This window comes from Orenia sp. (assembly GCF_055140805.1).
On the sequence record NZ_JBSQYM010000014.1, the window covers coordinates 1 to 17,563 of the forward strand.

At 31.8% G+C, this 17,563-nt stretch carries 15 protein-coding genes; all 15 read left to right on the forward strand.

All coding sequences use genetic code 11. The features are described 5' to 3' along the window. Positions 1–269 precede the first annotated feature (269 nt). Positions 270–1,169 carry a stage II sporulation protein D gene (gene spoIID / locus ACTCDL_RS02910; RefSeq protein WP_463173870.1) on the forward strand — a complete coding sequence of 300 codons (900 nt, stop codon included), beginning with the start codon at positions 270–272 and terminating at the stop codon, positions 1,167–1,169. Between the two features lie 61 nt (positions 1,170–1,230). Beyond that, on the forward strand, positions 1,231–2,022 hold the full coding sequence (locus ACTCDL_RS02915) for a peptidoglycan DD-metalloendopeptidase family protein (RefSeq protein WP_463173871.1): 792 nt from the start codon (positions 1,231–1,233) through the stop codon (positions 2,020–2,022). Positions 2,023–2,101: 79 nt separating this feature from the next. Beyond that, the gene (spoIIID, locus tag ACTCDL_RS02920; RefSeq protein WP_463173873.1) at positions 2,102–2,362 is read left to right on the forward strand and encodes a sporulation transcriptional regulator SpoIIID; all 261 of its coding nucleotides are present in this window, start codon (positions 2,102–2,104) and stop codon (positions 2,360–2,362) included. A gap of 118 nt (positions 2,363–2,480) precedes the next feature. Next, positions 2,481–3,221, forward strand: coding sequence for a flagellar hook-basal body protein (locus tag ACTCDL_RS02925; RefSeq protein ID WP_463173874.1), 741 nt, complete (start codon positions 2,481–2,483; stop codon positions 3,219–3,221). Positions 3,222–3,305: 84 nt separating this feature from the next. After that, entirely contained in the window at positions 3,306–4,094 is a 789-nt protein-coding gene (flgG, locus tag ACTCDL_RS02930; protein WP_463173877.1) for a flagellar basal-body rod protein FlgG, read from the forward strand. 10 nt (positions 4,095–4,104) lie between these two features. Continuing rightward, positions 4,105–5,073, forward strand: a complete 969-nt coding sequence (gene flgA, locus ACTCDL_RS02935; protein WP_463173878.1) for a flagellar basal body P-ring formation chaperone FlgA — start codon at positions 4,105–4,107, stop codon at positions 5,071–5,073. Between the two features lie 14 nt (positions 5,074–5,087). Next, positions 5,088–5,681 (forward strand): flagellar basal body L-ring protein FlgH, encoded by a 594-nt coding sequence (locus tag ACTCDL_RS02940; protein WP_463173880.1) that lies wholly within the window; start codon positions 5,088–5,090, stop codon positions 5,679–5,681. A 14-nt stretch (positions 5,682–5,695) separates the two neighbouring features. Then, positions 5,696–6,850, forward strand: a complete 1,155-nt coding sequence (locus ACTCDL_RS02945; protein WP_463173882.1) for a flagellar basal body P-ring protein FlgI — start codon at positions 5,696–5,698, stop codon at positions 6,848–6,850. Positions 6,851–6,864: 14 nt separating this feature from the next. Next, on the forward strand, positions 6,865–7,227 hold the full coding sequence (locus tag ACTCDL_RS02950; protein ID WP_463173884.1) for a rod-binding protein: 363 nt from the start codon (positions 6,865–6,867) through the stop codon (positions 7,225–7,227). A gap of 77 nt (positions 7,228–7,304) precedes the next feature. Then, a complete protein-coding gene (locus ACTCDL_RS02955) occupies positions 7,305–9,119 on the forward strand; it encodes a SpoIVB peptidase S55 domain-containing protein (protein ID WP_463173885.1) in 1,815 nt (604 codons plus the stop codon). 149 nt (positions 9,120–9,268) lie between these two features. After that, a complete protein-coding gene (locus ACTCDL_RS02960) occupies positions 9,269–13,537 on the forward strand; it encodes a translocation/assembly module TamB domain-containing protein (protein ID WP_463173887.1) in 4,269 nt (1,422 codons plus the stop codon). Between the two features lie 120 nt (positions 13,538–13,657). Next, positions 13,658–15,361 carry a BamA/OMP85 family outer membrane protein gene (locus ACTCDL_RS02965; RefSeq protein ID WP_463173889.1) on the forward strand — a complete coding sequence of 568 codons (1,704 nt, stop codon included), beginning with the start codon at positions 13,658–13,660 and terminating at the stop codon, positions 15,359–15,361. Positions 15,362–15,376: 15 nt separating this feature from the next. Further along, entirely contained in the window at positions 15,377–15,847 is a 471-nt protein-coding gene (locus tag ACTCDL_RS02970; RefSeq protein WP_463173890.1) for an OmpH/Skp family outer membrane protein, read from the forward strand. 93 nt (positions 15,848–15,940) lie between these two features. Further along, positions 15,941–17,077: a hypothetical protein gene (locus ACTCDL_RS02975; RefSeq protein ID WP_463173892.1), complete on the forward strand. Its 1,137-nt coding sequence runs from the start codon at positions 15,941–15,943 to the stop codon at positions 17,075–17,077. A gap of 5 nt (positions 17,078–17,082) precedes the next feature. Beyond that, on the forward strand, positions 17,083–17,526 hold the full coding sequence (locus ACTCDL_RS02980; protein ID WP_463173893.1) for an OmpH family outer membrane protein: 444 nt from the start codon (positions 17,083–17,085) through the stop codon (positions 17,524–17,526). Positions 17,527–17,563 lie beyond the last annotated feature (37 nt).

Here is a 17,563-nt window from a genome sequence, read left to right on the forward strand (position 1 = left end):
TATAGTTGATAATTGATAGTTGACAGTTAAGTTCAAAATCATTTAAACATAGGTTTTTAGTCTTTTAACTATCCACTACACACTATCAACTATCAACTCGAAAGTGTCGCACACTCTCTCTATTAAGATATTTTTAAATCTCACTAATATAATTACTAATAAATCTTAATAAGTAGTTGTAGATTAGAATTAATTGTAAATTAATTCTATAATATCATAGTACTCTTCTTACATAAATATTAGTAATTAGCTTATTAGGAGGAGGGATATTGAGGAAAATAATATTATTTATTATGATTTTTAATTTAATATCTATAATTATTATTCCGACTTTTATTGTGGTTTCTTTAAATATATTCCACTTTAATCAATATAAAATAGATATCTATAACATTAAGACAGAAAATTATATGAAATTAGATATAGATGAATATCTTAAAGGAGTAGTTGCTGCTGAGATGCCAGCTAAATTTGAGATAGAGGCTCTTAAAGCTCAAGCTGTAGCAGCTCGAACCTATACTCTCAAAAAATTAAAATCTAAAGAATTAACTACTGACAGTAACCGTGACCAGGCATGGCTTTCTAAGAAGGAGCTAAAAGATAGATGGGGGGACAAATATATCTTCTATTGGTCAAAGGTATCAGCAGCAGTTGAAGAGACTAAGGGTTTGGTATTAATGTATGATAATAAATTAATTAGTGCAGTATATCATTCAAGTAGTGGAGATTATACAGAAGATGCAGTAGCTGTTTGGGGCAATTCTGTACCCTATTTAAAGAGTGTACCTAGCTATTATGAAGAGTCCTCGCCTTATTATAGCAAGCAGAAGTTTTACTCTATTAATGATATTTGCCATGTATTAGATCTCGAAAAGAGAGATTTAGACAATATTAAGATAATAAAAAGAAGTTCTAGTCATAGGGTACTAAGCTTAAAGATAGGTAATAGATTCTTTACGGGTAAAGACTTTAGGAAGAAGTTAGGGCTACCTTCTACTAACTTTACTATAAAAAGAGAGGGGAAATTTTTAAAGCTTAAGACTTCTGGCTATGGTCATGGTGTAGGTATGAGCCAGTATGGTGCTAATGGAATGGCAAAGAATAAATATAATTTCAAAGAGATATTATTACATTATTATCCAAAGACCCAATTAAAAATATTTTGGTAATTTATTAACTACATGTATAAAAAACTCACTTCTGGATATTATAATTTTGGAGGTGAGTTTAATGAGTAAAAAATTTGAAAAATGGCCCTTTTCTATTATTTTAGACAAAAAGAAGATTAAGTTAAAGGATCAGATTAAAGGCTTAAAATCATGGAAGTGGATTTATCTATTTGTAATTAGTTTTTTTATGGTTTTAGGTGGTATCTATGCCGTTTATCAGCAAAATTATTTTTCATTAACAGAAGAACCACACTTTGAAAGAACAAGTAGCAAGGAGCAGGATGCAAAGGTGCAGATAATAGATGCTGATGATAATTTAGATAATTATAAGTTAGATCGGGAAGAGATTACTATACCTTCGACTTTAAACAATGCTGAAGATGATAATGTTGATGTAGAAGAAGATGTTCCAGCTATCAAGGTTACAGCTAAGCCAACAAATCTTAAAACTTTTGGTAGTTTAATTAAGCCTATTGACAGTGATATTATCTTATCTTGGAATGAACCTTATAAAGACAGAGTTTTAGATGCATGGAAGTTTAATAGTGGTGTAGACTTTAAAGCCGAAATAGGTACAAAGATTAAAGCGGTCCAAGCTGGTATAGTAGAAGAGGTAATTAAAGATGATTACCAAGGTACAACTGTCGTTATTAAACACAATGATAATTTTAAAACCTTATATGGAAATTTACAGAATGCCTATCTAGAAGAAGGAGAGAAAATTAATACAGGTCAAGCAGTAGGTGAAGTTGGTGATAGTGGACTAAGTGATCAGAGCAGACTCCACTTTGAAGTAATTAAAGTAGAAGATGGACAAGAAAAGAGAATATCCCCTTTACAATATTTAAAATAATTTACTTTTTTTAGAATAATTGTCCTCCTTAATATCATATGTATATATTAAGATTTGAACTTTTAAGGAGGACAAGTTAATGAAAGATTATATTTATCGTAGAGTAATGGAAGTTGCTGAATATATAATTGAAACTAAAGCAACAGTAAGACAGGCTGCTAAAGTATTTGGGGTCAGCAAAAGTACCATTCATAAAGATATTACTGAAAGGTTAGATAAGATTAATCCTCAATTAGCTGATGAAATAAAGGGTATTCTAGAATATAATAAATCTGAAAGGCACTTTAGAGGTGGAGAGGCTACTAGAAAAAAATACTTAAAAGAGAAAATATCTAATTAATGTCGAGAGGTTGGTAGTTATACCAATCTCTTTTTTTTTTAATTCAATTAATATAAAGGATTTTTGATTTAAATGTATAATTCAATAAATAAGGTTAATTGAGAAAGGGGGGCTTTATGTGATAAGAGGTTTATATACATCTGCAGCGGGTATGGAGAATGCCCTATTGAAGAATAATACTATTTCTAATAATCTAGCCAATATCAATACAGCAGGATATAAAAAGCAGGTAACAATTGAAAAGTCTTTTTCTAATAAATTATTAAATAAGATTTATAATAATGTCACTACTATAGGAAAAGTTGGTACTGGAGTAGGGATAGATAGGATAGCCAATGATTTTGATACAGGTAGTTTTAAAGAGACTGAAAATACTTTTGATTGGGCAATAAAAGGTGAAGGTTTCTTTGCTATTCAGACTCCACAAGGTATAAAATATACTCGTAATGGTAACTTCACACTAAATAATCAAGGACAAGTTGTTACTCAAAAGGGTGATCTAGTTATGGGGGAAAGTGGTATAATACAGGTTCCTAATGGAGGTAAAGTCAATCTAGATGGCAATAATATAGTAGTTGATGGTAGGATTTTAGATAGGATTCAAATTGTAAGTTTTGCTAATAAGTCAGGATTGATTAAAGAAGGAGATACATTATTTAGAAGAGGGCCAAAAGTTGGTGGAACTTTTAGAGCTACAGGAGAGATCGTACAAGGCTTCTTAGAAGGGTCTAATGTCAATGCTGTACAAGAGATGGTTAAAATGATTGATAATAGTAGATTATATGAAGCTGATCAAAAGGTAATGCAAGCTCATAATGATACTATAGGTAAGGCAGTTAATGAAGTAGGGAAAGTATAGCAAGGGGTAAATAAGTTATTAAAATTATTTTTAAATTAAAGATAAATATACTTATATAGAAATTATTAAGGAGTGAGTAAAGAGATGCTTAGATCATTATGGAGTGCTTCATCAGGAATGAGGGCTCAACAGCTTAACATGGATACAATTTCTAATAATTTAGCAAATGTTAATACTAGTGGGTTTAAAAAATCAAGGGTAAGCTTTCAAGATTTGATGTATCAAACTTTAAGACAAGCAGGAACACCTAATAGTCAGGGGTCACAAGTACCTACATCTATAGAGGTTGGTCACGGTGTTCGTCCAGCAGCTACTCAAAAGTTATTTGGACAAGGGCCATTACAATCTACAGAAAATCCTCTAGATTTGGCTATAGAAGGTAAAGGTTTCTTCCAAGTTAGTTTACCAGATGGAAGTACTGGCTATACTAGAGATGGTTCCTTTAAATTAGATAGTAATGGTCAGGTAGTAACTTCTGATGGTTATCTACTACAACCTGTAATTAACATTCCAGCTAGTGCTAAAGAGATTATGATTAATGAAGAAGGGATGGTATCCTATCTAGAACCAGGCAATGATGAACCTCAAGATGCTGGACAGATTGAGTTAGTTAACTTTTCTAACCCAGCAGGGTTAACAAGTATGGGACAGAATATCTTCAAGGCAACAGCTGCTTCTGGTGAGGCTATGCTTGGCATACCAGCTCAAGATGGCTATGGCTCTATCGCTCAGAAGTTCTTAGAAAGTTCAAATGTTAAGGTTGTAGAAGAGATGGTAGATATGATTGCTGCCCAAAGAGCTTATGAAATTAATTCTAAAGCTATTAAGGCTTCTGATGAGATGTTACAACAAGCTAACTCACTAAGAAGATAGGGGTTAAATAATGAGAAATAAAATAACAGTTGTAAGTCTGCTTTTATTACTCTTGATAATAACTACTGGTGTCTTAGCCGCTAATAATGGGGTAGTTATCCCTAATAGAGTTAAGGTAAGGGGAGTAAATATTAAATTAAATGATATTGCCTCTATAAGTGGAGATGCTACTTTCAAAAATAAGGTGAATGATGTTAATTTAGGACAAGCACCTCTACCTGGATATCAAAGAGTTGTTTATCGCGATGAAGTGATTTATGCTCTAAGGGCATTAAAGATTAATCTAACTAAGGTAAATCTTAATATACCCTATCAATTCACAGTGATATCTGATTATAAGGAACTATCGATTAATGAATTAATTGCTTTGGGTAAGGACTATATTTATGATTCTTTACCCTATAGTCCCCAAGAAATTGAGGTTGATGTAATAAATCCTCCTCAAGATATAATGGTTCCTTATGGTGATTTAAGATTAGAGATAGGCCAATTTTATCAGAGAAGTTTAGTAGGTACTACTACTATTCCTGTAGAAATAATAATTGATGATAGGGTTTATAGAAGGGTCTATATCCAGTATAAAGTAGGTATTTTACAGAAGGTCTTTGTTGCAAAAAAACAGATTAAAAAAGACCAATTTATCAGTGGTGATTTATTTGAAATAAAGAAAAGATTGATTAATACATTAAATCATCAGTTTATTGATATTAATACTGATTTAAATGGTAAGAAAATGAAGATATCTTTGGATAGAGGACGCCCTTTATTAAAGAGTATGGTAGAGATGCCACCTCTGGTAGAGAGATGGAAAGAGGTAACCATAGTTGCTAAAGTGGGTGGTGTTGAGGTAAGTACTGTAGGTAAGTCACTTCAACAAGGGAATTTTGGAGAGATAATTAAAGTTCAGAATATAAATAGTAGAAAGACAATTAGGGCTAAGGTTATTGCTAAGGATACGGTAGAAGTTCTTATCAATTAAAGAGGAGTGGAAGAATGTTTAAACAGGGATGGTTAGTTAAAGGTATGTTATTTGTAATATTTAGTGCTTTGCTCCTACTAAACAATAATGTTCAAGCTAATTCTTTATGGAATGATAATTCTGAATCATTATATACAGATGATAAAGCTAATGAAGTTGGAGATCTTTTAACTATAATTATTCAGGAGAATACTACAGCAAGCCAACAGGCAAGTACAGATGCAGCTCAGAGTAGCCAGGCTAATGTAGGTGCTGGAACTGGTATCTTAAACTTTATCAAAGCTTTTGGTGTCAATCAAAGTGATACTAATAGTGCTACTGGATCTACAAGTCGTAGTGGGAGTTTAGATACTAAGATAACAGTACAGATTGTAGAGGTCTTACCTAATGGCAACTTCAAAATCAGTGGTAAAAAACATATTACTATAAATAGTGAAAAGCAAGAAGTGGAGATGACAGGAATTGTTAGACCAGATGATATTAGTGCTGATAATACAATCGATTCGACTTATGTTGCTGATGTTAATATTCATTATGAAGGTAAAGGAGCAATTGGTGATAAGCAAAGACCAGGTATTATCAATCGAATTTTAGATTGGTTCTTCTAGGGAGAGAGGATAAGATGAAGAAGATAAAAAGATTTTTTTATACAATCTTAATTATATGTGTTCTTAGTGGGTCTGTTTTAGCCCTGACCCCAGATCAAGAGAGTCTTGATGATCCTTTAGTTAGGATTAAGGATATTACTAGAATTAAGGGAGTTAGAGATAACCAGTTATTAGGTTATGGTCTGGTAGTTGGTTTAAATGGAACTGGAGATGGTAATAGTAGTCAGTTTACAGTACAATCAGTAGCGAATATGCTAAGCAATTTTGGTATTATAGTAGACCCTGAAGAGTTGGGTATGGATAATGTGGCAGCAGTTATGGTAACAGCTACTTTACCTCCTTTTGTTCATGAAGGAAGTAAGATTGATGTTACCTTGTCTTCTATTGGTGATGCTGACAATTTACAAGGTGGAACCTTATTAATGACTCCATTACATGGACCAGGAGGTAATGAAGTCTATGCAGTAGCACAAGGACCTGTTTCTATAGGGGGATTTAACGAAGGTGGTGGCGGAAATCAAGTAAGGCAGAACCATACCACAGTAGGTAGAGTTCCTAATGGAGCTTTAATTGAAAAAGAAGTTCCTATGAGCTTTACAACTAATGAGCATGTTACTTTGGTTTTAGCCAATCCTAATTTTGCTACTGCACAAAGAATTTCTGATGTAATTAATGGAACTTTTGGTTATACTCCACAAGGTGGTTATTATGCTGAGGCGATTGATGCTGGTCAAGTTGAGATCAAAATACCTAATTATTATGATAATAGAGTTGTTAATTTTATCTCTAGACTTGAGCAATTAGAAGTTAGACCAGATACAGAAGCCAAAGTTGTTATTAATGAGAGAACAGGAACTATTGTTATGGGGCATAATGTCCGTCTATCAAAGGTTTCAGTAGCCCATGGTAATCTAACAGTAACTATTTCGACACAAGATAATGTTTCACAGCCAAATCCTCTATCAAATGGTCAAACTCAAACTACCCAAGATACTCAAGTTGATGTTTCTGAAGAAGATAAAAAATTGATGGTTTTACCAAAGGGTTCAAGTATTTCTGATGTGGTTAAGGGATTAAATGCTGTGGGTGCTAGTCCTAGAGATATTATTGCCATTTTACAAGCAATTAAACAAGCTGGTGCATTACATGCTGAATTAGAAATTATGTAAGGTTGTGATTATTGATGAAAATAAATTCTGATTTTTCTATTAACCAACTGCAGATAAAGCAGAATAATTTGATTGATGCAGATAATAAATTCAAGAAACTATTAGCTAAAAAAGTAGATAGGTCTGAAGAAGGTGGAGGAAAACCAAAGGAAGATAAGGAATTGAGAAAGGTCAGTCAAGAGTTTGAGTCTATCTTTATAAATATGATGTTTAAGCAGATGAGAAGTTCTGTCTTCAAATCAGATTTATTGGATGGTGGAATGAGTAAAGAAATTTTTGAAGATATGTACTATAATGAAATTTCTAAATCTGCTGCGAAAAATAATGAATTAGGAATAGCAGAAATGATTTATCAGCAACTTAGTAATAAATCATGACTAATAGCTATATTTATATAAATATAGGTAAAACTAGATAGTAAGGTAATGGTCTTATAAGAAGGGATGGGATTTTATTGCGAATAACCTTAAAGGTAATTGCTATATTGCTACTATGTATCGCTGTGTCAAATATAGCTATAGCTAAAACAGAGATCATGTCGTTATCAGATATTAAACCTGGGATGAAGGGTATAGGAAAAACAGTATTAAGAGGTAATAAGATTGAAGAGTTTAATGTAGAGGTGGTTAGTGTACTAACAGATCAGCCTGGTCAGGATTTAATTTTAGTTAAGACAAGTGGTCCAGTAATAGATAGAACTGGTGGAATTGCCTCAGGAATGAGTGGTAGTCCAGTCTATATCGATGGGAAATTAGTTGGAGCAGTAGGTTATGGATGGCAATTAGCTGATCATAAGATTGGTATGGTAACTCCAATAGAAAGTATGTTAGATATATTTGAATTAGAGAAAAAGATAAAGAATAAAGATGTTATAGATTTAAAAGAACCGATTAAAATAGGTGATAGAAAGTATAAGAGAATATATTTTACTAAAAATTCTCAAAAAGTAGTCGATGAGCAGACTATGTTAGCTACTCCTGTATCTACTCCACTAATGGTAAGTGGAATCAAAGGTAGAGCTAAAGATAGACTGGCTAAAAGCTTAGAGGGTTATGATTTAGTAGCGGTTAATGGAGGAGGGTTATCATCTGTAGCTGAAGATACTGACTTAGAACCAGGCAGTGCTGTAGCGGTACAGTTGGTTAGAGGAGATATTAATGTATCAGCTATTGGTACAGTAACTTATCGTGAGGGAGATAGGATTTTGGCCTTTGGACATCCCTTTTTATCTAAAGGTAGTGTAAACTATCTATTGTCTTCTGCTTATATTCATCAGATGGTAACTAGTATCAAAATGCCCTTTAAACTTGGTTCACCAGGAGAACTTAAGGGGGTTATTAGCCAAGATAGAACTGCTGGGATAGCAGGAAGGGTAAATGAATTTCCTAATGTAGTTCCTTTAGAAGTTAATATTTTTGATCATGATTTAAATAAAAAAGAGACCTATAACTTACAGATAGTACAGAATGAAGATTTAATAGAAGGATTGGCTTCATCAGCAGTATTACAAGCAATTGATAGTACCATGGATCGAACAGGTGAAGGTACGGCGAAAGTAAGTATAGAAATTTTGGGTAATAAATTACCTGAGCATATTATTAATTTAGAGAATTTATATTATAGTCCTAATGATATTGCTGCTACATCTTTAAGTGATTTTTTACAAGGTTTAAGTCTAATTCTTCATAATCCTTTTACAAAAGTTAATTTAGCTAATATTAAATTCAATATTGATATTGAGAAAGAAGCTAAAGTAGCTTTGATAGAAGAGATTAAATTAGATAAAGAAAAGGCAGAACCTGGTGAAGAGATAGAAGCTGAAATTACATTAAGACCTTATCGTGATAATTTAATAACTAAGAAGGTTAAATTAGAGATACCAGAGGATGTAAAAGAAGGGAAGTTGGAGGTACATGTCTTCAGTGGTCAAGAAGCAAACTTGAATCGCTTTGCGCCACAGGAAGAGGAAAAGAGCTCAAAATCTAATCTTGTTAAGAGTTTAGATGAGTTAATCGAGGTTTATCAAAAGCAGAATAAGAATAATCAATTTGTGATTGAGTTAAGACCTTCATATACACCACCAAGTAATATCGATGGTTCTGAAGAGAAGGTTAAAAATGAAGAGGTAAAAGAAGAAGAAGCTAAAGAAGTCAAAGAAACAACAGAAGATCCTGTAGAATTTGCAGAGAAAGCTGTTGATACCAATTATGTGCTAGAAGGATCATTAATGAAAGAAATAGAAATTACAACCAAAGAAAAAAATGAATAATCACTAAAAAAGCTCCTCGATTAGAGGAGTTTTTCTTATATAGCAAGATATTTTACTTATATCAATAAATAACTGGTAGATTCTATTGCAAGAGTTATTAAAATGTAATATTATTAAATTAGTTTGGATTAGACTGGAGGAAAAGGATAATGAATTTGAAAGTGTTGCAGTCTAACAAGGGAAAGATCATAGTGTTGGCAATCTTATTCTTTATGTTGTCAACTTCATCATATCTGTTATATACCAATAGTAAGCTGTTATCTGATAAGATAAAAGTTAAAGTTATAAATCTTTTGGATAAGAAATTACCAGTAGATATCAAAATTGAAGATATTAAAATTAAAGGAATAAATAAGATTATAATTGAGGGAGTTGTGATTAAAGGTGATAATGCTAGTGATCTATTAGAGGTTAAGGAATTAGAGGTTAGTTATAGTATTAGAGATCTTATCTTTGAATCATTTAATCCTCTCAAAAGTATTACAAGGATTAGGATTATTCGTCCTGATATTATGATTACAAAAGAGGAAGATTGGAATTTCAGTTCTTTGACTGATCAGTTTACTTCTTCAGATAAGACGGAGAGTAAGAATAGCTTAGAGCTAGATTTCCCAATTTATATTGAGCAAGGTAAGCTTGAATATAATACTTCTCAATTACAAGATAGCTTGACTGAGATTTCTGGACAAGTAGATTTAGCTAAAGAGATTAAATTTGCTCTAAAAGCTAAATTAAATTCTTTATCAGAAGAAGAGTTGGAGTTAAGAGGAAGATTAAAAGGTAAAGATTATGAAGGAGAACTTACTTTTAATAAGGTTAAATTAGCTAACTTAAAAGATAAGTTTGATACTTCGCAATTAGAAGATATCAGTTTTAATGGTGATATAACAGGTAGGGCAAGTATTAAAGGTGTATTAGGTAAAACACCTAATTATTTTATTACTTTAGGTTTAAATGATGGGTCTATCTCTAAAGATGATATCAATATTACAGGGATAGAAGGATATTTTGGAATCAATAGATATGGAATTAAGGTCAATAAATTAGTTGCTAAATATAAGAGTTTTCCAATTGAAGTAACTGGTGAAGTATTTAATTGGAAGAATTCCCAACTTAATTTAGAATATAAGTTGACTGATATTCCATTAGAGGAGTTAACGAAATTATTATCCTATGATGATTTGCAAGTAAAGGGTAATGCCCAAGCTTCAGGCATTGTTAAAGGAGAACTGATAAATCCTAGTATAACAGCTAAAGTTATGATGGATAAAGTATTGATTGAGGATTCTACCTTAACTGAATTTACTAGTGAGTTTTCTTACAAGGATAAGGTAATTAATTTAGAACAACTAAGCTTTAAATATGGTAAAGGTAGTGTTGATGGTAGAGGAACTATAGCTACAGATGGAGAGTTAAACTATATTTTATCTACTAATGTTAATAATATAGATTTGGCTGATTTAGATAAACTGTTCGATTATCAGTTAGATGGAACAGGGTTGATTAATGGTAATGCTATGGTTTCAGGTGTAGGTTTTGATAAAAATCAATTGAATATTTTAGGTAGTATTAATTTAACAGATGGTTCTGTTAGAGATTATACTTTAGATAGCTTAGAGAGTAACTTCTGGTTGACTGAGGGCAAATTGTTTCTAAATCATACAGAATTAACCTCAAATTATACTAAGGTTAATCTGGAAGGAGTGCTTACCTTAGATGGAAAGCTTAATCTATCTTTAAGAGGGAACAATATCAATTTGAAGGAACTAAATACGATTCATCAGATAAAGGAACTGGCAGGTATTGTTGATTTGAGTGGTGAGGTAAGAGGAACTATTGCAAATCCCAATTTTAAAGGTAAATTTATGATTAATAGCTTAACCTATGATGATTTTAATATAGGTAGTGTCTTCGGTAATGTTGGTTTTAGTAATAATAAATTAAACCTAGAAGATGTTCGATTACTTGCATTAGCAAGTAAGCTATCAGGAAGTTTAGATTTTGTAAGTAATAAATCTAATATCATTTTAGATACAAAAGAGATTGGGGTAGAGAGATTATTAGATATTTTAGATATAGATTTACCTTTTTCAGGTGTTGCTCAAGGAAGGACTATAATTGAATCTATTTATCCTAAGTTAACTTTAAAAGGAGAGCTATCATTAAGTGATGGTAGAATTTATGGTCAGAACTTTGATACTGCCAATTTAGAGTATGCTTATCGTGATGGTGAATTGCTTATTGACAAGTTAGAGACTGAGTACAATGATACTAAATTAGTGGCTAATGGTAATTATCTAGATAATCATTTGGAAATTAATTTTGGCAGTGATAAACTTAACCTAGAGGATATAAATTATTATGATTTAAAGAAGATTGGAGTAACAGGAGATAGTAAAGTTGAAGGTAGAGTATATGGAGATATTTCTGATTTAAAGGTAGTAGCTAAGGTTAACAGTAAGAGTATTAAGGTCAATGATGCTAATTTAGGTGATATTTCAGCTAAGCTTAGCTATAAAGACCAACATCTATATCTAACAGATTTATTATTAGAAAGTCTAGAAAATGTCTATAAGATGAATGGAAGTTTAGATATAGCTAAAAAGAGAATTGATAGTATATTGCTCAGTGTTGAACAGGGGGATCTTATTTATTTAAATCAATTTATCCCTTATGAGCTGAACTTACCTTATAAATTTGCAGGTCAAGTTAGAGCATCTGGTCCTATTAACAGGCCAGTATTTAATCTAGATTTATTGGTATCTGATAACAATGATATAGGTTATCTAGATATTAAAGGAGACTATATAGTTAATAATGATATTAATCTTGACTTGTTAGCTAAAGAGTTTGATTTTTCTTTAATCAATAACCTAGAATTAATCCCTTATCAACTAAAAGGGAAACTTAATTTGACAGGTCAGCTTACTGGAACATTGGATAGATTGAATTTGAAGTCTAATATCAAGGTAACTGATGGTAAGGTTAATGAATTTTCTTATGAACAATTACTTGGTCAAGTTAACTTGATAAATGGTGATAAGATTAGTTTAAACCAGACTTTACAGGTCAAAGGGAATAATATTGTAAGGGTTGCAGGTGATATTCCCTTGCGCTCATCTGAGGAATTTAATCTTGATTTGAGTCTAGAAGAAGGAAATCTAAGTCTATTACCGTTAGTACTATCTGATATTAAATCAGCAACTGGAAAAGGAAGGGCTGATATCCATTTATCAGGAGATTGGAAATCACCTCGATTGACTGGTAGTGCAGAGGTTGTTTCTGGTAATATCTCTTATCCAAAGATATTAGATAGAGATATAAATAATCTATCTGGAAAGGTTGATTTAACTGGAGAAGAGATTATTATTAAAGATGTTAAAGGCCGTTATGGTGAAGGAAGATTTAATATCAAAGGAGACATAGCTCTAGATGGTATTAGACCATCAAATTATAATATTATGTTCTCTGGAAAGGATATAGCCTTTGAACATGGATTTGTACAAGCAAAGGGTGATGGGGATATATCAATTACAGGATCTTTTGCTAAGCCTTTGATTAAAGGAAAATTACTAGTTCATGATAGTCATATTGATTTAGGTCTTGATTGGCCGACTTCTAAGAAGAGTAATCAAGCTCCATTAGTTCAACCAAGCTTTGACTTAGAGCTTGTTCCAGGCAAGAATGTAAGGGTAGGTAATGATAATATAGATATTTTAATTCAATCTGGAAACTTGAATCTAAGAAATGGTGAACAAGGCTTAGAGTTGATTGGTAGATTGGACTCTACTAATGGTCAAGTCAGTTATTATAATACAGAATTTGAATTAGATAAAGGTACTGCTACCTTTAACAAATATGACTTGGTTCCTAATCTACAAGTAAGAGCTACTACAGAGGTGGAAGCTACTCCAGAGATAAAAGCTAGAACTGGATTTAATGATGTTAAAATCTATCTCGACTTAAATGGAGTGGCTACTCAAATGGAGCCTGATATCTACTCTAAACCAGAGCTACCCGAAGAAGAAATCATTCTGTTATTAACTAGCCAAGGAGGAATTGGAAGCTTCTTAGAGAAAGACTATGAGGGAGCATTAAAAAGTGAGATGTGGAGATTGATTGATGAAAATTTACAGTTAGAATTGATTTCTAAAGTAGAAAAGTCCTTTGAGAAATCTTTAGATTTAGATCAGTTTAGAATTAAATCAATTTTAAGTGGTGATGTTAGAATTGAATTGGCTAAGTTTCTTACAGATAACTTGATGTTAAAATATGAACATGTCTTCGGAATAGAAGAGGAACACACTTATGGTTTTGAATATCATTTTAGTGAAGGGTTTGATAATTTAGTCATCAATGGACAGTATGATAGTGAAGAAGAATATCAATTAGGATTAGAAGCAAGTTTTGACTTTTAGATATTCTAGCGGGTTTCATTGAAGATATTATTTACTATAATCTCTATAACTGTGAAACTCGCTAATTTTGTGGATTATTTAGTTATTTGTGATAAAATTAAAGCAAGGGGGAGTTGTTTTATGTATAAAAAGATGGGAATAATAGCCTTATCTTTAATCCTAGTATTATTAAATAGTGGCTTATTAATGGCAGAAACTATAGATAACAAGAATATCATTACTGCTATTAAAGTAGTAGGGAATAAAGAGATTAAAGATGAAGAGATTTTGGAGAAGATCAGTACAAAGGTTGGCGATCAGATATCAAATCAACAATTACAAGAAGATATGAAGTCAATCTTTGATTTGGGGTATTTCTTTGATATACAGGTTTCCTTTAAAAACCATGAGGGTGGAGTAATGTTAATCTTTGAGGTAATTGAGAATCCAAAATTATCTCAGATAAATATCAAAGGAAATCATGAGGTTTCTACTGAGAAGTTAAAAGAGATTATTGGAATTAGGACAGGTCAACTGTTAAATTTAAACGAATTAGAGAAAGCTAAGCAGGAGATTGAAAAGTATTATCGTGAAGAAGGATATATTTTGGCTAAAGTTGTAGATTTAACAATTAAAGAAGAAGATCAATTGTATATAACTATAAATGAGGGTAGACTTAATAATATAATTATCAATACTGATGGTAAAACTAAGGAGTATATTATCAGAAGAGAATTATCCATTGAAGAAGGGCAAGTCTTTAATATTGATCAAGTCTGGAAGGATTTAAGAAAGATTTATAATCTAGGTTTCTTTGAGGAGGTAAAGCCTGATTATAAAGCTGTTGAAGGGGATAGACAAGCTGTAGATTTAGTGATTAACCTTAAAGAAGGAAAGACTGGTACCTTTAGTATTGGTGGTGGATATAGTTCATCATCTGGATTGACAGGTCTGATTGATTTAGAGAAGGATAATCTATTTGGCCGTGGACAGAGTGTCAAGTTAAACTGGGAATTTGGTGGAAGTACGAATACCTATGAGGTAGGCTTCTATCAACCATGGGCCTTTGGGACAGAAAATAGCCTTAACTTTAACTTATATAATACTGTTAGAGAAGATAGTAATGATAATGATGTTAAAGAAAAAGGTGGTAGTATTACTATAGGAAGAACTGTTGCTGAAGATACAAAGGCATACTTGAAGTTTAATTATGAAGACAGTGAATATTTAGAGGAAGATGATGATACAGGAGAGTTTTATGAAGTTGATGAAAATATTCGAAGTGCAACTTTTAGAACAATTCGTGATACTAGAGATAACTTTTTAGCTCCTAAAGAGGGAGGTCGTCAAGAGATTTCCTTTGAAAGGGCTGGTGGCGTACTAGGAGGAGATGCAAGCTTCAGTAAATATTATACTGATATTCGTAAGTATATTCCTTCTGGAGAGGATAATAATTGGGCATTTCGTCTAAAACTAGGAGGAAGTAATGGAGATTTACCTGAGACTAGAGACTTTTATTTAAGAGAGAGTCTGTTAGATGGGGTAAGGGGTTATTCTTATGATCATTATAAAGATCAAGATGGTTTTGAAGGAGATTCCCTATTCTTGACTAATATAGAATATAGAATTGGTATTGCAGATAGTGTAACTGGGGTAATCTTTGCTGATGCTGGAAGAACCTTTAAAGATAATAAATTTAGTCTAAACGATGTCAACTATTCTACTGGGGTTGGAGTTAGGTTTAATACTCCAATTGGTCAATTAGGATTGGATTATGGTTATGCTCCAGAAGGAGATGACGGTGATAAGACTAGCTTTAGCTTTAGAATAGGTAGTATATTCTAGAAAGGGGATATGTTAATGAAGAAGAATTTAATTTTTGGTCTACTAATCTTTACAGTATTAGCTGCTGTAATTATGATTGATAATCCAGTAGGTGCTCAAAATGATAAAGTTGCACAAATTGCTTATGTTGATATGCAAAAGCTTTTTGCTAACCATCCAGATAAGGTTGCTTCAGAGGAGAAGCTGAATGAAGAGGCAAAGCGATTACAGAAGCAATTAGAGAAAGAAGCAAAGAATATGACTAAAGAAGAGAGACAAGAACTATTAGAGAAATATCAGCAACAACTTAATAATTTAGAAAGAGATTTAGTAGCTGAAGTTATGCAGGATATCAATAACAAAGTAATGGATATAGCTAAGGAAAAGGGGATTACTGTAGTGGTAGAAAAGCCAGTAGTTATTTATGGTGGTTATGACCTAACTGATGAGGTTCTATCACGATTAACAACTACTGAAAATAATAAAGATAATAGTATAGAAGAATAATAAAATAGGCAAGAAGCTGTGATGAATTATAGCTTCTTGTCTATTAGTCAATTTGTTATTTATTTAAATATATTTAGAAAGTAGGTGTTCTAGGTGTCTCGACATAACATGAAAAATGCTGGATTAACTCTTTTGGCAATTTTAGTATGTTTAGCTGTTTTAGCTGGTCAGGTTGTGGAAGGCGAGAGACCTAAAGACTCAGTTCAATCTGATATAGGATTGGTCAATATGGATAAGTTAACTAAAGGACATCCATTAACTGAGCAGATTAATCAATTTACAAAACAAATTGCTAACTATAAGGTGACTTTGAATAATGAAGATGAAAATTTACAAAAATTAAAATCAGATACAGAAGATTATTTAGGCAATTTCAACTCTCAATTGAATAAGAGGCTAGAATTAATTAAAGATAATTCTATGAAAGAAATAGCTGATAAAAGGGAAGAATTAAATAATAAGTTGAAGAATTATCATCAGCAACTTAATACAGATATCTCTAATAAATTATTAGCTAAGAAGAAATCTCTAGAGAGCAAATTACAAAAAGAGGTTTCAACTTTAAATAATAGTTATCAGAAAGAATTGGATGAGTATAAAGAATCCTTAAATCAAGAGTATAATAGTAGAATTATTAATTTAAGATTAAAGTTAAAGTTTAATAGCTTATCTGAATCAGAACACAACAAGTATTCGGTAGAATTAGAAGAGTTAATGGCAGAGAAGAATGATAAGTTAGCAGAGAAAGAAAATTATTATAATGAAAGATTGAAGAAAGTAATTGATCAAAAAGAGTTAGAGTTTGCAGATCAGATTAAGTCTTATCAAAATCAATTGAAAGAAGAGGCTGAAGATAAATATAATCAAAAAGAAGAAGAAATAAGAGCAGAGCTTAATGAGTACCTAAGTACTATGGAAGGTGATTTGGAGAAAGACCTAAAGGAAAGAGAAGAGCTATTAAGAGGAGATATGGAGGAAAATTTGGTCTCAGCTGAGAATAGATTAATCTCTAAAGTACAGAATAAAATTAATCACTTAAAGGATGAAATAAATGGCTTAGAAGAAAAAAGAAAAGAGTTGATAGAAAGACGTTCTAAAGATATTGATAAAATTATAAAAGAAGTTGCAAAAACTAATAATGTTAGATTGGTTATAGCAGATTCTTTACAGAATGTAGAGGGAATTGAAATAACAGATAAAGTATTAGAAGAGATAAAACTGGGGAGGTGAAGTGATTGAAGAAGTTACTTTTAGCTTCTAGCCTTCTAGTGCTCGTTATGCTTTTAATAACAGCATGTGCTCAAGAGCCTAAGGTAAAGATAGAAAAGAAATTAGTAAAGTTGAAAGTGGGAGTAATTGACCAAGATAGAATTTGGACTGAAAGTACAAAGGCTAAGCAATATCAACAAGAGTTAAATGCTAAGATTGAAGAGGTTCAACAAAAGTACAAAAAAGAGATAGAAGGCTTAAGTCAAGAAGAACAGGTAAATAAATATCAAAAAACTTATCAAGAGATTAATGATTTAAGGGATCAACTAAAAGAAAAGTTTCAAAATGAGGTAAAAGGTGTAGTAGAGGAGATTATTAAAGAGCAGGAGATAGATATTGTATTGAATAAGCAAGATGTCAAGTATGGTGGGATTGATCTTACTGACGAGGTAATCAAAAATTTAGAATAAAATCATAATATCAGTCCTGTTTATTTAGGGCTGATAT